Genomic DNA, 16534 nt, shown 5'->3' with positions numbered 1-16534 from the left:
CCGGAGGGTCAGCCCGCCACCGCGGACGCCTGCCGGCGCGGCACCCGCCGCCGCAGCAGGGGGCCGCGCGCCACGGGGTCGTGCGAGGGCAGCAGGACGTCGCGGACGACGACGGCCACGAGGTAGAGCTCGCCGAGCACTCGCAGGACGATCGCGAGCCAGTAGAAGCCGGCGTCCCCGCCGCCCCCGGGGGTGAGGAACCCGCCGAGGTACCACCAGACCATCGCGAAGTAGAGCACCTCGGTGCTCTGCCACACGACGTGGTCGCGCCAGCGCGGCCGGGCGAGCGCCGCCAGCGGCAGCAGCCACAGCACGTACTGCGGCGAGTACACCTTGTTGACCAGCAGGAACCCGGCCACCAGCAGGAAGCCGAGCTGGGCCAGCCGCGGCGGCTCCTTGGCCAGCAGGCCGAGGGCCAGCACGCCGACGCACCACACGGCGAAGAAGCCGAGCGAGACGTCGTTGATGAGGGAGACCGGGATGGTCGTGGCCGCGGCCTGCTGCACCACGAGCCACAGCGAGCCGAGGTCGGCACCGCGCTCGTCGTTGAAGGTCCAGAAGACCTTCCAGGGGCCCACGCCCTCGGCCAGCGCCGGCAGCTGGACGACGGCCCAGGTGACGAGCCCGGCGAGCACGGTGCGGGCCAGGCCCCCGAGGTCGCGGCGCGGCGGCCCCGCCACGGACGGGTCGCCCGCGGACGGCCGGCGGTCGCGGCGCAGCGCCAGGACGGCGACCGCGCCCAGGAGGAACAGCGGGTACAGCTTGGTCGCCGTCCCCAGCCCGATGAGGGCACCCGTCAGCACCGGCCGGCCCCGCGCGTGGGCCCACAGGGCCCCGGCCACGCAGGTCACCGCGAGCAGGTCCCAGTTCACCAGGCCGGAGAGCAGCAGCGCGGGGCTGGCGGCCATGAACACCGCGTCCCACGGGCGGCGGGGGTTCACCCCCGCCAGCAGCCACACGGCCAGCAGCGTCAGCACCGCGAAGCCGACGGCGTTGACGATGACGTAGCCACGGATCTCCCGCTGCACGTCGAGGTCGCCGAACAGGGCGTCGGTGGTCTGCGTCGCCCGCTCCGCCAGGTCCGGGCTGCCGGCGACCCAGTGCGTCACCACGGCCGTGCCGAAGGCCCAGTAGGAGATGACGACGGGGTACTCCATGACGTCCGGGTAGCGCTCGCGCACGTCGGCGTCGGTGGAGTAGGGCCACGCGAGCTCGGCGAAGCCCCGCCCGGTGTAGAGGTAGGGCAGGTCCGAGTAGCACATGTGCGTGTAGCGCGACGTGCCGTCGGTCCAGGTGTCGTCGTAGCAGTTGGTCTTCTGCACCATGCCGAGCGCGAAGGTGATCGCGGTGATCGCCAGCAGCACGCGCACGGGCGTCCACCAGCGGTGCCGCCCCGCCCGCGAGCCGACCGGGCCGCCGATCGCCTCGCTCAGCGGCCCGGCGACCGGGTCGTCCTGGGTGGGGTGGACGTGGCTCACCGGGTCACCTCACCAGCCCGGCCGGGCTCACGCCGCGCGACGCGCCGGGCCGCAGCCCGCGCGCCGGCGACGGCGACGCCGCCGGGTCTCGGACGCGAGCCGACCGGCCGAGGCCGTCCGGCTGGCGCCGTTGCTCGGCTGGGTGGTCGCGGTCGAGGAGGCGCTCGAGGACGCCGAGGGGCTGCTCGAGGAGCCCACGCAGGCGCCCGCGACGCAGGTCTCGGTCGCCGTGGCGCTCGGCGTGGCGCTGGCCGTCTCCGTCGGGGTCGCGCTGGCCGTCTCGGTCGGCGTGGCGCTGGCCGTCTTCGTCGGGGTCGCGCTGGCCGTCTCGGTCGGGGTCGCGCTGGCCGTCTCGGTCGGCTCCTCGGTGGCCGTGGCCGTGGGGCTCACCGTGCTCGTGGCGTCGCCGTCGACGTTGGCCGGGTCCGGGAAGTCCTCGACCTTGACGCCGTCCATCAGCTTCTCCATCACGGCCTCCCACGTGCGGGCCGGGTAGTCGGCACCGAAGTAGGAGGGCAGGAAGCCGTTGAGCGCGTCGTCGCCGTCACCGCGGACGTACATGACGGCCGTGGCCATGTTCGGCGTGATGCCGACGAACCACGCCGAGGAGACGTCTCCGTCGCCGTTGGTCGCCGTGCCGGTCTTGCCGCCGACCGGGCGGCCCAGGGCCTGGGCCGCGGTGCCGGTGCCGTTGGCGACGACCTGCTGGAGGGCGTAGGCGGTGTCGGCGGCGACGTCCGCGCTCATGGCCCGGGTGGTGTCGTCGGCGTCGTACTTGTAGTCCACGGTGCCGTCGGCGAGCTTGACCTCCTTGATGACGTGCACGTTCGCGCGCACGCCGCCGTTGGCGATGGTCGCGTAGGCGTTCGCCATGTTGATCGCGGAGATCCGGGCCTTGCCCAGGGTGATGAGGGTGTCGTCGGCGGAGAAGTCGCGGCTGGTCGACGGGATGCCGGGGTAGGTCTGGTCGGCCTTCTCCGGCGGGACGCCCATCTTCTCGGCCATCTTGTAGATCTTGGCGGGGCCGTTGTCCATCTGGGCGGACATGTCCACGTAGGCGGTGTTGACCGACTGCTCCAGGCCGTAGAGCGCGGTGATCGCCGAGCCGTAGTCCGTGCCCAGGCCGTCCGAGCCGGTGCCCTCGTTGCGCACCTCGAGGCCGTCGGGGAACGTGTACGGGCTGTTGCCCGAGAAGGTGTCCTGCAGCGAGAAGCCGTTCGACAGCGCCGTCGCCAGGGTGATCGGCTTCATCGTGGAGCCGACCATGCCGCCCGCGGTCGCCCAGTCGATCTGGGACTCCAGGTAGTCCTGGCCCCCGTAGAAGCCGAGGAGCGCGCCGGTGCCCGGCTGGACGCTCGCCACCGCGACGTGCAGGTTCTTGTTCTTCTTCATGCCGTCCGGCTTGGCCTCCTTCACGCCCTGCTCCGCGGCGCGCATGGCCTTGCGGGTGAGCGTGGTGGTGACCTGGAGGCCGCCGCCCTCGATCTGCTCCTCGGTGTAGCCGAGCTTGAGCAGCTCCTGCTTGACCAGGGTGAGCATGTGACCGCGCTGGCCGCCGTAGGTGCTCTCCACCTCGATGTCCGGGAACGCCGGCAGGCGCTTCTTGGCCTTGTCCGCCTGCTCCTCGGTGATGGAGCCGAGCTTGGCCATGTTGTCGAGCACGTACTGGTAGCGACCCAGCAGCGCCTGGCGCGCGTCCTTGCCGTTGGCCGGGTCGAAGTTGGTGGGGTTGTTGAGGACGGCGGCGAGGACGGCCGACTGCTTGAGCGTCAGGTCCTTCGCGTCCACGGCGAAGTACGCCTGGGCCGCGGCCTGGATGCCGTAGGCGCCCCGGCCGAAGTAGATGGTGTTGAGGTAGTTCTTCAGCAGCTCGGCCTTGCTGACCTCGCGCTGGAGCTTGAGCGCGAGCAGCGCCTCCTTGAGCTTGCGCTTGTAGGACTGCTCCTGGTTCAGGTACATGACCTTGATGTACTGCTGGGTGATCGTCGAGGCGCCCTGCGTGGAGTTGCCCGTGGCGTTGTTGAGGACGGCCCGGAGGATGCCCTTCACGTCGATGCCCGAGTCGGTCCAGAACGTCTGGTTCTCGGCCGCCACCACGGCGTCCTTGATGGACTGCGGCATCTCGTCGTAGGAGATGGACGTGCGGTCCTGCGTGGCGAACTGGCCGATCTTGGAGGACCCGTCGGAGTAGTAGACGAAGGTCGTCTGCGTCTCGAAGTCCGCGTTGGGGTCGGGCAGGTCCGTCGTCTTGTACAGGTAGACGAGGCCGGCGACGCCGACGAGGCACAGGACGAGCCCGGCGACGACGCCCCACTTCACGACGCTCAGGAGGCGGCGCTTCCAGGAGCGCTTCGGCTTGGGAGCCGGGGATGCCTTCGTCACGGCGGGCCCCTCGGCCCGGCGCTTGCCACTCACGTGTCGGTGCTCCGTTGTTCGGGGACAGGACGTGACGCGCGGTCCCGGGAGCGCGTCCGGAGGCCCGGTGGGGGCGTGGGCCGTCGATCAGGGTACGCAACGCTCCCCCATCCACCGCCTTCCGTGGCACCCCCGCAGGCCGGGCCGGGCGTGACCTTGCTCGCGACCGGCGGCTCGCCGGCGTCCTCTACCCCACGTGGGTCAGGACGCGCCAGACGTTCTGCGGAACCGTGAGCCACCCCACAGGAGGGGTGACTAGGCACAGGCGGATATATCACTACGATACGTCGAGTGACACGACGTGCGGAGACCATCGAGCTGGCAGTCCTCGGGCTGCTGCACGAGGGACCCATGCACGGCTACGAGCTGCGCAAGCGGCTCAACCTCATGCTGGGCTGGGGTCGGGTGCTGTCCTACGGCTCCCTCTACCCCACCCTCAAGAAGATGCTGCGCGGGAACCTCATCGAGGAGGTCTCGCACGTCGCAGCCCCGACCACGCGCCGTCCGCGCATCACCTACCAGGTCACCGAGTCCGGTCACGCCGCCTTCGAGCGGCTCATGACCGAGGTCGGGCCCACGGCCTGGGAGGACGACACGTTCGGCATCCGGTTCGCTTTCTTCGAGCGGACCGACATGGAGAGCCGCCTGAGGGTCCTGGAGGGTCGGCGCAGCCGCCTCCAGGAGCGGCTCCACCGGATCCAGGCCGAGCTGACCATGACGCAGAAGGAGGTCGACCGCTACGCGGCCGAGCTCCAGCGTCACGGCGTCGAGTCCGTCGAGCGCGAGGTCGACTGGCTCTCCCGGCTCATCGACGCCGAGCGCCGGGCGAGCAGCCCGGACGGCGGCACGTCACCCACAGACACCACGGCGGCGCCGACCGGCGACGTCGTCACCCCCCGAGCGACCGACCCCGGCCGCTGAGGAAGAAGAGATCAGGAAGGACACCCACCACATGGGTTCGGTTCGCGTAGCAATCGTCGGAGTCGGCAACTGTGCCAGCTCCCTCGTCCAGGGCGTCGAGTACTACAAGGACGCCGACCCCCGGGCCACCGTCCCCGGTCTGATGCACGTCGAGTTCGGTCAGTACCACGTCAACGACGTCGAGTTCGTCGCCGCGTTCGACGTGGACGACCTCAAGGTCGGCAAGGACCTCTCCGAGGCCATCAACGCCTCGCAGAACAACACGATCAAGATCGCCGACGTGCCGACCCTGGGTGTCGAGGTCCTGCGCGGCCACACCTACGACGGTCTCGGCAAGTACTACCGCCAGACCATCGACGAGTCCCCGGCCGAGCCGGTCGACGTCGTCCAGGTCCTCAAGGACTCCGGCGCCGACGTCCTCGTCTCCTACCTGCCGGTGGGCTCCGAGGACGCCGACAAGTTCTACGCCCAGTGCGCGATCGACGCGAAGGTCGCGTTCGTCAACGCCCTGCCCGTCTTCATCGCCTCCGACCCCGAGTGGGCCAAGAAGTTCGAGGACGCCGGCGTCCCGATCGTCGGCGACGACATCAAGTCGCAGGTCGGCGCCACCATCACCCACCGCGTGATGGCGAAGCTGTTCGAGGACCGCGGCGTCGCGCTGGACCGCACGTACCAGCTCAACGTCGGCGGCAACATGGACTTCAAGAACATGCTCGAGCGCGAGCGCCTGGAGTCCAAGAAGGTCTCCAAGACCCAGGCCGTCACCTCGAACCTCAAGGGCGAGCTGGCCGACAAGATCTCGGACCGCAACGTCCACATCGGTCCGTCGGACCACGTCGAGTGGCTGGACGACCGCAAGTGGGCCTACGTCCGCCTCGAGGGCCGCGCCTTCGGTGACGTCCCGCTGAACCTCGAGTACAAGCTCGAGGTCTGGGACTCCCCGAACTCCGCCGGCATCATCATCGACGCCGTGCGCGCCGCGAAGATCGCCAAGGACCGCGGCATCGGCGGCCCGATCATCTCCGCGTCGTCCTACCTCATGAAGTCCCCGCCGGTGCAGCTGCCGGACGACGAGGGCCGCGCCCGCGTCGAGGCGTTCATCAAGGGCGAGGAGTGAGCTGAGGCTCGCACCCCTGCTCGTCCCGGACGGCCCGTCACCCTCGTGGTGGCGGGCCGTTCGGCCGTCCCGGCCCCTCCACGTCCCCCGGCCTCCCCGTCCCCGGGCCCCCGGACTTCCGCTGAGCGACAGCCACGGGCCAGACTCGGGGGATGGCCGGCAACACCTCCACCCCCGGCGCCACGGTCACCTCGCGGGTGATGGCGCTCCTCGGGGCGTTCGACGACGCCCACCGTCGACTCTCCCTCACCGAGCTCGCGCGGCGCGCCGAGGTGCCGGTGCCCACCGCCCACCGCCTCGTGGCGGAGCTGGTCGCGCACGGCGCGCTGAGCCGGGCCGAGGACGGCCGCTACGAGGTCGGCCGCCGGATGTGGGACCTCGGCCTGCTGGCGCCCGTCCAGCTCGACCTCGTGGAGCTGGCCTCCCCGTTCCTGCACGACCTCTACGGCGCCACCTTCGCCACCGTGCACCTCGCCGTGCGCGACGGGCGGGAGTGCCTCTACCTGGACAGGCTGCGCGGGCACGCCTCGGTGCCCGTCGTCAGCACCGTCGGCGCCCGGCTGCCGCTGCACGCCACGGGCGTGGGCAAGGTCCTGCTGGCGCACGCGCCGGCGGACGTGCGGGAGGCCGTGCTCACCGGGGGGCTGCGCCGCGTCACGTCCCGGACGGTGGTCGACCCGGGCACGCTCGCCCGGCAGCTCGAGGCCGTCGTCCGCGAGGGGTGGGCCGTCACCGCGGAGGAGATGTCGCTGGGCACCGCTTCCGCGGCCGTGCCCGTGCGCCGCGGCGAGGACGTCGTCGCCGCGCTGGGCCTCGTGGTGCCCCCGCGCCAGCTCCAGCGACCCCGGCTGGTGGCCGCGCTCCAGGTGGCCGCGCAGGGCATCGGCCGCGCCCTCGTCAGCCGGGAGCGGGCAGGCGGGCGCTGAGCCGCGGCCTCAGGCCTGGGAGCGCTCGGCCCACCAGGCCAGCAGCTTCTCGCGGGCGACGTCGGGCTCCTGCGGGCCCTCGTCCATCCGCAGCTCCAGGAGCCAGCGGTAGGCCTCGCCGACCTCCCGGCCGGGGCCGAGGCCGAGGGTCTCCATGATCTGGTTGCCGTCGAGGTCCGGGCGGATGGAGTCGAGCTCCTCGCGCTCGCGCAGGTCGGCGATCCGCCGCTCCAGGTCGTCGTAGGTGCGCTGGAGCCGCTCGGCCTTGCGCCGGTTGCGGGTGGTGGAGTCCGCGCGCGTCAGCACGTGCAGCCGCTCGAGCTGGTCGCCGGCGTCCCGCACGTAGCGACGGACGGCGGAGTCGGTCCACTCGCCCGTGCCGTAGCCGTGGAAGCGCAGGTGCTGCTCGACGAGCTGGCTGACCTGGTCGGTCTCCTCGTTGGAGAAGCGCAGCGCCTTCATCCGCTTGCGGGTGATCTTGGCGCCCACGACGTCGTGATGGTGGAAGGTCACCGTGCCGTCGTCGAGGAACCGGCGGGTCCGCGGCTTGCCGACGTCGTGCATGAGCGCCGCGAACCGGGCGACGAAGTCGGGCCCGTCGAGCCGCTCGGCCTCGAGGTCGATCGCCTGCTCCAGCACGGTGAGGGTGTGCTCGTAGACGTCCTTGTGCCGGTGGTGCTCGTCGCGCTCGAGGGCGAGCGCGGGCAGCTCGGGCAGGACGCGCTCGGCCAGCCCGGTCTCCACCAGCAGCGTGAGGCCGCGCCGCGGCCACCGCGCGCAGACCAGCTTCACCAGCTCGTCGCGCACCCGCTCGGCGGAGATGATCTCGATCCGGTCGGCCATCCCGGTCATCGCCCGCACCACGTCGGGGTGGACGTCGAAGCCCAGCTGCGCGGCGAAGCGGGCGGCCCGCATCATCCGCAGCGGGTCGTCGGAGAAGGAGTCCTCCGGGCGGCCCGGCGTGCGCAGCAGGCCCGCGGCCAGGTCGAGCACCCCGCCGAACGGGTCCTCCACCGTCCGGTCGGGCAGGCGCACCGCCATGGCGTTGACCGTGAAGTCGCGCCGACCCAGGTCACCGCCGAGGCTGTCGCCGAAGTCGACGTCGGGCTTGCGGGAGGACGGGTCGTAGGTCTCCGAGCGGTACGTGGTGATCTCGACCTGGAAGTCGCCCTTGCGGCAGCCGATGGTGCCGAACTCGCGGCCCATGTCCCAGGTCGCGTCCGCCCAGCCCTTGAGCAGGCGCTCGGTCTCCTCGGGGCGCGCGGAGGTGGTGAGGTCGAGGTCGTTGTGCCGGCGGCCGAGCATGGCGTCGCGCACCGGCCCGCCGACGAGGGCGATCTCGTGGCCGGCGCCGGTGAACCGGGCGCCCAGCTCGTCGATGACCGGTCCGAGCCGGTCCAGCTCGTCGGTGACGGCGCGCTGCACCTCGGCGATGCTCACGGGGGTGGGCTGGGTCTCGGGCACGGCAGTCCACTCTAGGGCGTACGCGCGCCACGTCACTCATCGCGCGAGGGCGGGGATGGGCGTCCGGGACCCCCGACCCCTCTATCCTGCCGGGGTGCCGCACCTCGTCCGACCCCTCAACGGGCCTGCCGGCCGGGGTCTCGTGGTCGCGCTGCTGGCGCTCGTCCTGGGCCTCGGCGGCTCGCTCCTGCCCGGCCTCGTCGGCGGCGGCCAGGCGACGGCGAGCGCGGCCGAGGCCGACGACCCGCTGACCCTCACGCTCACGCACGTCTCCAAGCAGCTGCCGCGCACCGGCAGCGTCCGGGTCTCCGGCACCGTGACCAACACCGACGACGTCACGTGGACGACGATCAACCTCTACCCCTTCGTGGGCACCTCGCCCATGACCACGGCCACCGAGCTCGAGGACGCCGCCGACGAGCCCATGGACGCCGTGGTCGGCGAGCGCGAGACCAGCCGCGGCCCGTACGCCGTCATCGACCGGCTCGACCCCGGCGACAGCACCACGTTCTCCTTCCGGGTGCCCGTGCGCCGGCTGCAGCTGTCCGGCCAGGGCGTGTACTGGTTCGGCGTCCACGCCCTCGGGCAGGACGACCAGGGCCGGGACGACGTGGCCGACGGGCGGGTCCGGACCTTCCTGCCCTACGTCACCTCGCGGTCGAGCTCGGTGCCGGTGGCCGTCGTGCTCCAGCTGCGCCGCCGGGTGGTCTACACCCGGGACGGCGCGATCGCCCGCGCGAAGGGCTGGACCGCCGCCCTGGCCGACGACGGCCGCCTCGGCCGGCTGCTCCGGCTCGCCGAGGGTCTGGACGGCAGCTCGGTGACCTGGGTCGTCGACCCGGCGGTCACGGACGCCCTCACCCGGCTGGCGGCCGGCAACCCCGACCGCTCCCTGGCCCCGACGATCACGCCGCAGGAGCTGGACGAGACGACGGCGGGCCCGTCCGCCGACGCCGGCCAGCCGGACGAGCCGCAGCCCACCGACGAGGCCGAGGTGGACCCCGCGGACGGTGCCGCCTCCGACGACGCGAGCGCGGACCCCTCCGACGACTCGGGCGACGGGGGCGACGCGGGCGACGCGGGCGACGCGGGCGACGCGGGCGACTCCGGCGACGACAGCGGCTCGGACGACTCCGAGGAGCTCTCGGCCGCCGCCCAGGCCGCGGCCGACGCCGCCACCGACTTCCTCACCCGGCTCCAGGCCCTGGCCGACGAGGGCCAGGAGATGCTCTCGCTGCCGTACGGCGACCTCGACGTCGCCGCCGCCGCGACCGAGGGGCAGCCCGGCGACCGGGAGGTCACCGCGCCCGGTCAGGGTGGGTCGGCCGGCTCCTCGACCTCCGCCTCCGCCTCCGCGTCGGCCTCCGCGTCGGCCTCGCCGTCCTCCTCCGGCAGCAGCTCGTCCTCCGCCGAGCCCTCGGACGGTGCGAGCAGCGGCGGCGACGACGCGGGCTCCACCGCCCGCAGCGCGGCGTCCTTCGTCCCGGTGACCGGGCAGGACTGGTTCGACGCCGCGCGCGTCCGCGCCGGCACCGTGCTGGCCGGGACCACGGCGCGCACGAGCCCGGTCGTGGCCCCGGCCAGCGGCCACCTCTCGGCCCGCGCCCTGAAGCTGCTCTCCGCCCGCGAGACCGTGCTCCTCAGCGACGACGCCGTCCGCTCCGACGGCCTCACCACCGGCGGGGTCAGCCCCGCCACGATCGAGGTCGGCGGCACCGAGGTCGTGCTGTCCTCCTCGGCGGTCCTCGACGGCGGCCCCGACCCGGGGTCCCGCACCACCGGCCTGGCCGTGCGGCAGCGCCTGCTGGCCGAGGCCGCGGTCCGCTCCAGCGCCGTGGCGGGGACCGGTTCGGACGCCGTGCAGCCGCTGGTCGTCGTCCTGCCCGCGTCCTTCTCGCCGGCGGACCCCGAGAAGTTCCTCGCCTCCCTCGACCTCTCCTGGACCGACACCGAGAGCCTCGACGGGGCGCTCCTCGGCACGACGCCCACCAGCGTCGAGCGCAGCAGCCTCGTCTACGGCAAGGCGGCCAGGGCGTCGCGCCTGCCGAGCCTCTCGTTCTCCGCCGCGCGCGCCATGGCCTCGGCCGGGGCGAGCCTGGAGGACCTCCTCACGTACAACGACCAGGTCGGCGCCGACGTCCTCGACGAGGCGCTCACGGACCTCTCCACCTCCACCCGGCGCCACCTCGCGGCGACCTCGCGGCACGTCTCGGCGGCCACGTCGGTCCTGCGCGGCCTGGTCGGCGAGGTCACCGTCACCGGCCCACCCGGCGTCACCCTCTCCAGCTCGACAGGACGCTTCGCCGTCACGGTGGAGAACGGGCTGGGCGAGTCGGTGAGCGTCTCGATCGAGGCCACCTCCGACGACGGTCTCTCGCTCAGCGACCCCGACGACGTCACCGTGGGCGACGGCGGCTCGGCCACCGTCCTGCTCGACGCGACCGCGAGCGTGCAGGGCGTGCACACGGTGCGGCTCTCGCTCCTGGACGCCGCGGGCAACCCCACCGGCGCGGCGGCGGTCGTGCCGGTGCGGGCCTCGGAGGTCAGCGCCGTCATCTGGCTCATCGTCGGCCTGGGGCTGCTGCTGCTCCTCGTCGCCATCGCCCTGCGGCTGTTCCGCCGCGTGCGGCGCGCCCGCGCCCGCCGTGCCGAGGAGGCAGGCCGCGCCGAGGAGCCCCGCCGCGACGAGGAGCAGGCGTGAGCGGCCCCGTCCGGGCCGCCGACACCCAGCCCGACGGCCCGGACGTCCCCGCCGGGGCCTCGGAGCGGCGCTCGCTGCTCGGCAGCTCCGCCGTCATGGCCGCGGGGACGACGTTCTCCCGGCTCTCCGGACTGATCCGCTCCCTGCTGCTGGCCGCGGCCCTGGGCAACCTCGCGCACGCCGACGCGTTCAGCGTCGCCAACACCGTGCCGAACATGCTCTACATCCTGCTGGCCGGCGGCGTGTTCAACGCGGTGCTCGTGCCCCAGCTGGTCCGCGCGATGAAGAACGACGAGGACCGCGGCGAGGCCTACACGAACCGGATCATCACGCTCGCCGTGCTGTTCCTCGGCTCGGTGACGGTGCTGCTGGTGATCGCCGCACCCGCCGTGGTCGCGCTCTACACCGACCCGGACTGGCCGCCCGCCGTCACCGCCTCGACCATCGACCTCACGCGCTACTGCCTGCCGCAGGTCTTCTTCTACGGGATGTTCGTGCTGGTCGGGCAGGTGCTCAACGCCCGCGGACGGTTCGGCCCGATGATGTGGGCGCCGATCGCCAACAACGTCGTCTCCGTCGCGGTGCTCGTGCTCTACCTCGTCGTCTTCGGCGCGGCGACGGGTCCGGCCGCCACCGGCGGCTACACCAGCGGGCAGGCGCTGCTGCTCGGCCTCGGCTCGACCCTCGGCATCGCCGTGCAGCTGCTGGTGCTGCTGCCGTACCTGCGCGAGGCCGGGTTCACCTGGCGTCCCCGCTTCGACTTCCGCGGCACCGGCCTCGGGCACACCCTGCGGCTGGGCGTGTGGACCGTCCTCTTCGTCATCGTCAACCAGGCGGCCTACACGGTGGTGGTGCGCCTGGCCACGTCGGGCACCGCGGACGGCGGCACCGGGTACACGGTCTACTCGACCGTCTTCCTCATCGTGATGGTGCCGCACTCGGTCGTCACCGTCTCGCTCGCGACCGCGGCCCTCCCGCGCCTCTCGGCCCGCGCCGAGGAGGGCGACCGGCAGGGCCTGGCCGCCACGCTGTCGTCGGTGATGCGGACCGCGCTGGCGCTGATCGTGCCCTTCGCCCTGCTGCTGCCGGTGCTCTCGGACCCGTTGGCCCGCGTCCTGCTCGGGTGGGGCGCGGCCGCGGGCACCGTGGAGAACTACGTGCCGACCATGGCCGTCTTCGGGCCGGCGCTCGCCGCCTTCACGCTGCACTACCTCGTCCTGCGTGGCTTCTACGCGCTCGAGCAGACCCGCACCGTGTTCTTCATCCAGTGCGTCGTCGGCGTGGTCAACGTGGCCGCCGCCTCGCTGCTGGTCGCGCTCACCGACGCCCAGGCCACCGCGCCCTCCCTCGCCGTCGCCTACGGCTGCGCCTACCTGGCGGGCGCCGCGGTGTCCTTCCAGGTGCTCGCCCGGCGCCTGGGCGGTCTCGACGGGCGCCGGCTGGTCCGGTACGGCGTCCGCCTCGTCCTGGCCAGCGCCGTCGCGGCGGCCGTCGGCCTGGGTGCGCGCACCGTCGTGCTGGCCGTGGGCGCCGGGCTGCCGGACAAGGTCCAGGCCCTGGCCGAGCTCGCCGCGGCCGGCCTCCTGGGCGTCGTCGCGTACCTGGTGGTGGCGCGGGTCCTGCGGCTCGCGGAGGTCTCCGACGTGCTGGACGCCGTGGGCGTCGGGCGCGTCCTGCGCCGGGTGCCCGGCCTGCGGCCCTGACGACCCCGCGGCGTGCCGGTCCGCTCGTCCTCCGGGTCCGCCTACGATGTGCCCGGTGACCACCCGGTGGCGGCCCGCCACCCTGAGGCCCCGCCACGCCGGGAGACCCTGGCACCCTCCGGTGCCCTGGGCGCCGGTGGCCCGACCGAGCAAGACCGCCCGAGCAGCTGCTGGAGGATCGACGTGCCCCTCGCGAACCGACCCGGTGACGAGCTCGCCGGGCGGTACCGACTCGTCGACCTGCTGAGCGAGAGCCGCGGGGGACGGTTCTGGCGGGCGCACGACCGGGTGCTGGAGCGGCACGTCGCCGTCCACGTCATCGCCGAGGACGACGAGCGGGCCGACGCCCTGCTCGACGCGGCGCGTCGCTCGGCGACGGTGCTGGACCCGCACATCCTCCGCGTGCTCGACGCCGCCCGGGCCGACGGCCTCTGCTTCGTCGTCAACGAGTGGGGCAGCGGCACCTCCCTCGACACGATGCTGGCCGCCGGCGGGGTGCTCACGCCGCGCCAGGCCGCCTGGGTCACCGCCGAGGTGGCCCGTGCCTGCGAGGTGGCCCACCGCAGCGGCGTGCCCCACGGGCGGCTGGTGCCCGAGAGCGTCCTGGTGGACTCCTCGGGCTCCGTGCGGATCATCGGCTGGTGCGTGGACGCGGCGCTGCACGGGTTGCCGGCCGGCTCCGAGACCACCGACCTGGCCGACCTCGCCGGGCTGCTCTACGCCGGCCTCACCCGGCACTGGGCCGGTCCGTCCCCGTCGGCGGTCCCGGGCGCGCCGACCGACCACGGCCGGGTGCTGCGTCCCCGCCAGGTGCGCGCCGGTATCCCCCGCCCGCTGGACTCGCTGTGCGACGACGTCCTCAACTCCGGCTCGGACGCCCCGCAGGACGCCGGCGGGGTGGCGGCCCGGCTCGACGACTTCGTCGGCGACCCGACCGGCATCAAGGCCTCCGTGGTGGCGCGGCTCGTGACCCCGGAGTACCGGGTCACCCTGCCCGCCGTCCCCGACTTCGCGGTGCGCTCGCGCGACGCGGACCAGCCGACGCAGGCCTGGACGCGGCCGCCGGACCCCGAGGTGTCCGACACCCCCGACACCCCCGACCCGACCGGCTCGTCCGCCATGGAGGACGCCGGGGAGGCCGGCGACGACGGGGACGCGACGCAGGAGTCCGTCCTCGGGGTCCCCACCGGCGCCGCGGCCCTCGCGGCGGGCGCGGCAGGGATCACTGGCTCGGACGGTACGGACAGCCCGGTCGAGCCGGGCGAGGCAGCCGAGAACCGTGCGGACCAGCCCAGCGGTCCGGACAGCGCCGACGGCGTGGACGTGCCCACCCAGGCATCGCTCCCGCCCCAGGCCGAGGCCGCCGGGTCGCACCGACCGTCCCCTGGTCCGCCGCCCGAGCCGCCCGCCCCGCTCACCCCCCGGCCGCTGTTCGCGCCCGAGCCCGCCGACGGCCGACCCGCCCGGCGGGCCCGGGACACGTCCGCGACCGCCCCCGAGCCGGACCCCGAGTACTGGCCGTGGGAGGTCACGGGTTCCGGCGTGATGCCGCCGGTCGTCGACCACACGCCCCCGCCGGCGGACCCCCGCCGACCCGGACGCCGCACGCTCACGGTCGCGGCGGTGCTCCTCGTCGTCCTCGGGCTCTTCATGGCGCTCACCGTGGCCTGGAACATCGGTCGGGGACGGACGCCGCTGGGCACCGAGCCGGTCGAGTCCTCCAGCAGCCCGGCCGGAGGCTCGTCGTCCCAGCCGGCGGAGGCCGCGAAGCTGACGGGCCTCACCGCGACCGACCTCGACCCGCTGGCCGACCCGCCGGAGGAGAACCCCGACCTGGCGCCGAACGCGGTGGACGGCGACCCCACGACGGCCTGGCAGACCTCCACGTACCTCCAGGACCTCGGGCCGAACGGGCTCAAGACCGGCGTCGGGCTGGTGGTGGACCTGGGCGCCGTCTCCGACGTCACGAGCGTCGAGCTCCGCCTCGGCGGCAAGCCGACCGGCTTCTCCCTCTACCTCACCGACGACACCATGAAGACCGATCCCTCCTCGGTGGCCGGCCTCCAGGCCGTGGCGACCCGCAAGGCGGCGGGCACGGACGTCACGGTGGACCTGGCCGAGGGCTCCACCGGGCGCTACCTCACCCTCTGGCTGACGTCGCTGCCCGCGGTCCAGGGCGGCTTCCGCGGCGTCGTCCGCGAGATCACCGTGCACGGCACCCAGGACGGCTCGTGACCAGGGACGAGGCAACGACCGACCTGCCGCTCGAGGAGCTCGACGACAAGGAGCTCGTGCGGCTGCACGTGCTCGGCGAGCCGGGGGCCTTCGGGGTCCTCTTCACGCGTCACCGCGACCGGCTGTGGGCCGTCGCCCTGCGCACGTGCGGGAACCCGGACGACGCCGCGGACGGGCTCCAGGACGGCATGGTGGCCGCCTACCGACGTGCCCACTCGTACCAGGGCCGGGCGGCCGTGACGACGTGGCTGCACCGCGTCGTCGTCAACGCCTGCCTCGACAGGCTGCGCGCCCAGGCCGTCCGTCGGGCCGACCCGCTGCCCGACGTCCTGCCCGTCCACGTCGAGGAGTACGGCGGACGCGGTCCCACCGGTCCCCGGCAGACGGACCCCTCCGAGGAGGTCGTCCGGGCCGAGCGTCGCCAGGCCGTGCTCGACGCGCTCGCCGTGCTGCCCGCCGAGCAGCGTGCCGCCCTCGTCCTCGTCGACATGGAGGGTCACTCGGTCGCCGAGGCCGCCCACGTCCTCGGGTGCGCGGTGGGCACCGTGAAGTCCCGGTGCTCGCGCGGACGCGCCCGGCTGGCCACGCTTCTCGCCGACCTGCTCACCGACGACTCCGACGACGACCATCCGCCCCGGGGGAACCGGTCCGGGCGCTCCGTCGTCCCACCCGTGGAGCAGCGCGGCCCGCCCGCGTCCTGACCAGTCCCGCACCCACCGCTGACCCCCACCACCCGTACCCCGGAGGAACCCTCGTGCCCGACCGCAGTCCGCGCCCCCGTCGCGACGAGCAGGTGCGCGCCCTGCTCGCCGACGCGGGCGTCGACGACGGCGTGCCTCCCGAGGTCGCCGAGCGGCTGGACGCCGTGCTGGGCCAGCTCGAGCGCGGCGAGGCCGTCCCCGGTCCGCCCGACCCCGACGACGTGGTCCGCCTCGCCGACGTCCGCCGACGCCGTGTCACCCGGGTGCTGGCGGGGGCGGCCGCCGCGGTGGTGCTGGGCGTGGCGGCAGGGAACGGGATCCAGGCCCTCCGGGACGGTGCCGGCTCCGCGTCCACCGCGGCCTCCGACAGCTCCGCCGCCGACCGCGAGGCGGGTGCCGGGTCGCGACGTTCCTCCCAGGCCGACGCCGGCGCCTCCGCCCTCGACTCCTCCGCCGCCTCGGTGCAGGGCGGCGCGAGCGCCAGGAAGTCCGCGTCGTCGTCGGTGCTGGCCCTCGACGACGCGCTCACCGTCATCTCCTCCGACGCCTTCGCGGACGACGCGCTCGGCGCCCGGAAGCGACTGCGCGCAGGGGACGGCGCCGAGGCCACGTCCGCCCACCTCGGCTCCCTCTGGCAGGCCTGCGCCCCCGCGGACTGGGGCGAGGGCCGCCTGCTGGCCGTCGAGTACGAGGGGGACGCCGCGGTGCTCGCTTTCCGACCCTCCACCGGGGACACCCAGGTCGTCGACCTGCTCCAGTGCGGGTCGGCGGACGTCCTGCGCTCCGCCACGCTGTCCTCGGACTGACGCGCGCCACCTCGCCGGCCGCCTTCCGCGAGGGCAGCCGTCCGCGCCCCGGGCGGGCGAGCGGCAC

Annotated in this window: 11 protein-coding genes; 8 read left to right on the top strand and 3 right to left on the bottom strand. The window is 74.0% G+C overall.

Features of this window, described 5'->3' with window-relative positions:
- Nucleotides 1–8 precede the first annotated feature (8 nt).
- Together E8D37_RS09050 and E8D37_RS09045 are read right to left on the bottom strand one after the other, a co-directional pair.
- The gene (locus E8D37_RS09050; RefSeq protein WP_136569421.1) at nucleotides 9–1478 is read right to left on the bottom strand and encodes a glycosyltransferase 87 family protein; all 1470 of its coding nucleotides are present in this window, start codon (nucleotides 1476–1478) and stop codon (nucleotides 9–11) included.
- Between the two features lie 27 nt (nucleotides 1479–1505).
- Nucleotides 1506–3860, bottom strand: coding sequence for a transglycosylase domain-containing protein (locus tag E8D37_RS09045; protein ID WP_240770302.1), 2355 nt, complete (start codon nucleotides 3858–3860; stop codon nucleotides 1506–1508).
- A gap of 324 nt (nucleotides 3861–4184) precedes the next feature.
- On the opposite strand from E8D37_RS09045, the gene E8D37_RS09040 reads away from it, so the two are divergent.
- From E8D37_RS09040 to E8D37_RS09030, 3 genes are all read left to right on the top strand, one after another.
- On the top strand, nucleotides 4185–4814 hold the full coding sequence (locus E8D37_RS09040) for a PadR family transcriptional regulator (RefSeq protein ID WP_136569419.1): 630 nt from the start codon (nucleotides 4185–4187) through the stop codon (nucleotides 4812–4814).
- A gap of 31 nt (nucleotides 4815–4845) precedes the next feature.
- Entirely contained in the window at nucleotides 4846–5931 is a 1086-nt protein-coding gene (locus tag E8D37_RS09035; protein ID WP_136569418.1) for an inositol-3-phosphate synthase, read from the top strand.
- A gap of 152 nt (nucleotides 5932–6083) precedes the next feature.
- The gene (locus E8D37_RS09030; RefSeq protein WP_136569417.1) at nucleotides 6084–6857 is read left to right on the top strand and encodes an IclR family transcriptional regulator; all 774 of its coding nucleotides are present in this window, start codon (nucleotides 6084–6086) and stop codon (nucleotides 6855–6857) included.
- Between the two features lie 9 nt (nucleotides 6858–6866).
- On the opposite strand, the gene E8D37_RS09025 is transcribed toward E8D37_RS09030, so the two are convergent.
- Nucleotides 6867–8297, bottom strand: coding sequence for a CCA tRNA nucleotidyltransferase (locus E8D37_RS09025; protein ID WP_240770328.1), 1431 nt, complete (start codon nucleotides 8295–8297; stop codon nucleotides 6867–6869).
- A 118-nt stretch (nucleotides 8298–8415) separates the two neighbouring features.
- On the opposite strand from E8D37_RS09025, the gene E8D37_RS19825 reads away from it, so the two are divergent.
- The 5 genes from E8D37_RS19825 to E8D37_RS19820 all read left to right on the top strand — a co-directional run bounded on the left by E8D37_RS19825 (nucleotide 8416) and on the right by E8D37_RS19820 (nucleotide 16467).
- Nucleotides 8416–11022 carry a DUF6049 family protein gene (locus E8D37_RS19825; RefSeq protein ID WP_168929693.1) on the top strand — a complete coding sequence of 869 codons (2607 nt, stop codon included), beginning with the start codon at nucleotides 8416–8418 and terminating at the stop codon, nucleotides 11020–11022.
- Nucleotides 11019–12725 carry a murein biosynthesis integral membrane protein MurJ gene (gene murJ, locus E8D37_RS09015; protein ID WP_240770301.1) on the top strand — a complete coding sequence of 569 codons (1707 nt, stop codon included), beginning with the start codon at nucleotides 11019–11021 and terminating at the stop codon, nucleotides 12723–12725. The genes E8D37_RS19825 and murJ overlap by 4 nt, the downstream gene beginning before the upstream one ends.
- Nucleotides 12726–12908: 183 nt before the next feature.
- Nucleotides 12909–14960, top strand: coding sequence for a protein kinase family protein (locus E8D37_RS09010; RefSeq protein WP_168929692.1), 2052 nt, complete (start codon nucleotides 12909–12911; stop codon nucleotides 14958–14960).
- Entirely contained in the window at nucleotides 14957–15661 is a 705-nt protein-coding gene (sigM, locus tag E8D37_RS09005) for an RNA polymerase sigma factor SigM (RefSeq protein WP_240770300.1), read from the top strand. Before E8D37_RS09010 ends, sigM begins: the two co-directional genes overlap by 4 nt.
- Nucleotides 15662–15714: 53 nt before the next feature.
- Nucleotides 15715–16467 carry a hypothetical protein gene (locus E8D37_RS19820; RefSeq protein ID WP_168929691.1) on the top strand — a complete coding sequence of 251 codons (753 nt, stop codon included), beginning with the start codon at nucleotides 15715–15717 and terminating at the stop codon, nucleotides 16465–16467.
- Nucleotides 16468–16534 lie beyond the last annotated feature (67 nt).

This window comes from Nocardioides sp. GY 10127 (genome assembly GCF_004919085.1).
Taxonomy (GTDB): domain Bacteria; phylum Actinomycetota; class Actinomycetes; order Propionibacteriales; family Nocardioidaceae; genus Nocardioides.
The sequence above is the reverse complement of the archived record's forward strand: the minus strand, read 5'-3'. Positions and strand labels throughout refer to the sequence as shown.

Coding starts and splice junctions, on each gene's coding strand:
- E8D37_RS09030 (WP_136569417.1), top strand. CDS start 6,084: ATGGCCGGCAACACCTCCACCCCCGGCGCCACGGTCACCTCGCGGGTG.
- E8D37_RS09035 (WP_136569418.1), top strand. CDS start 4,846: ATGGGTTCGGTTCGCGTAGCAATCGTCGGAGTCGGCAACTGTGCCAGC.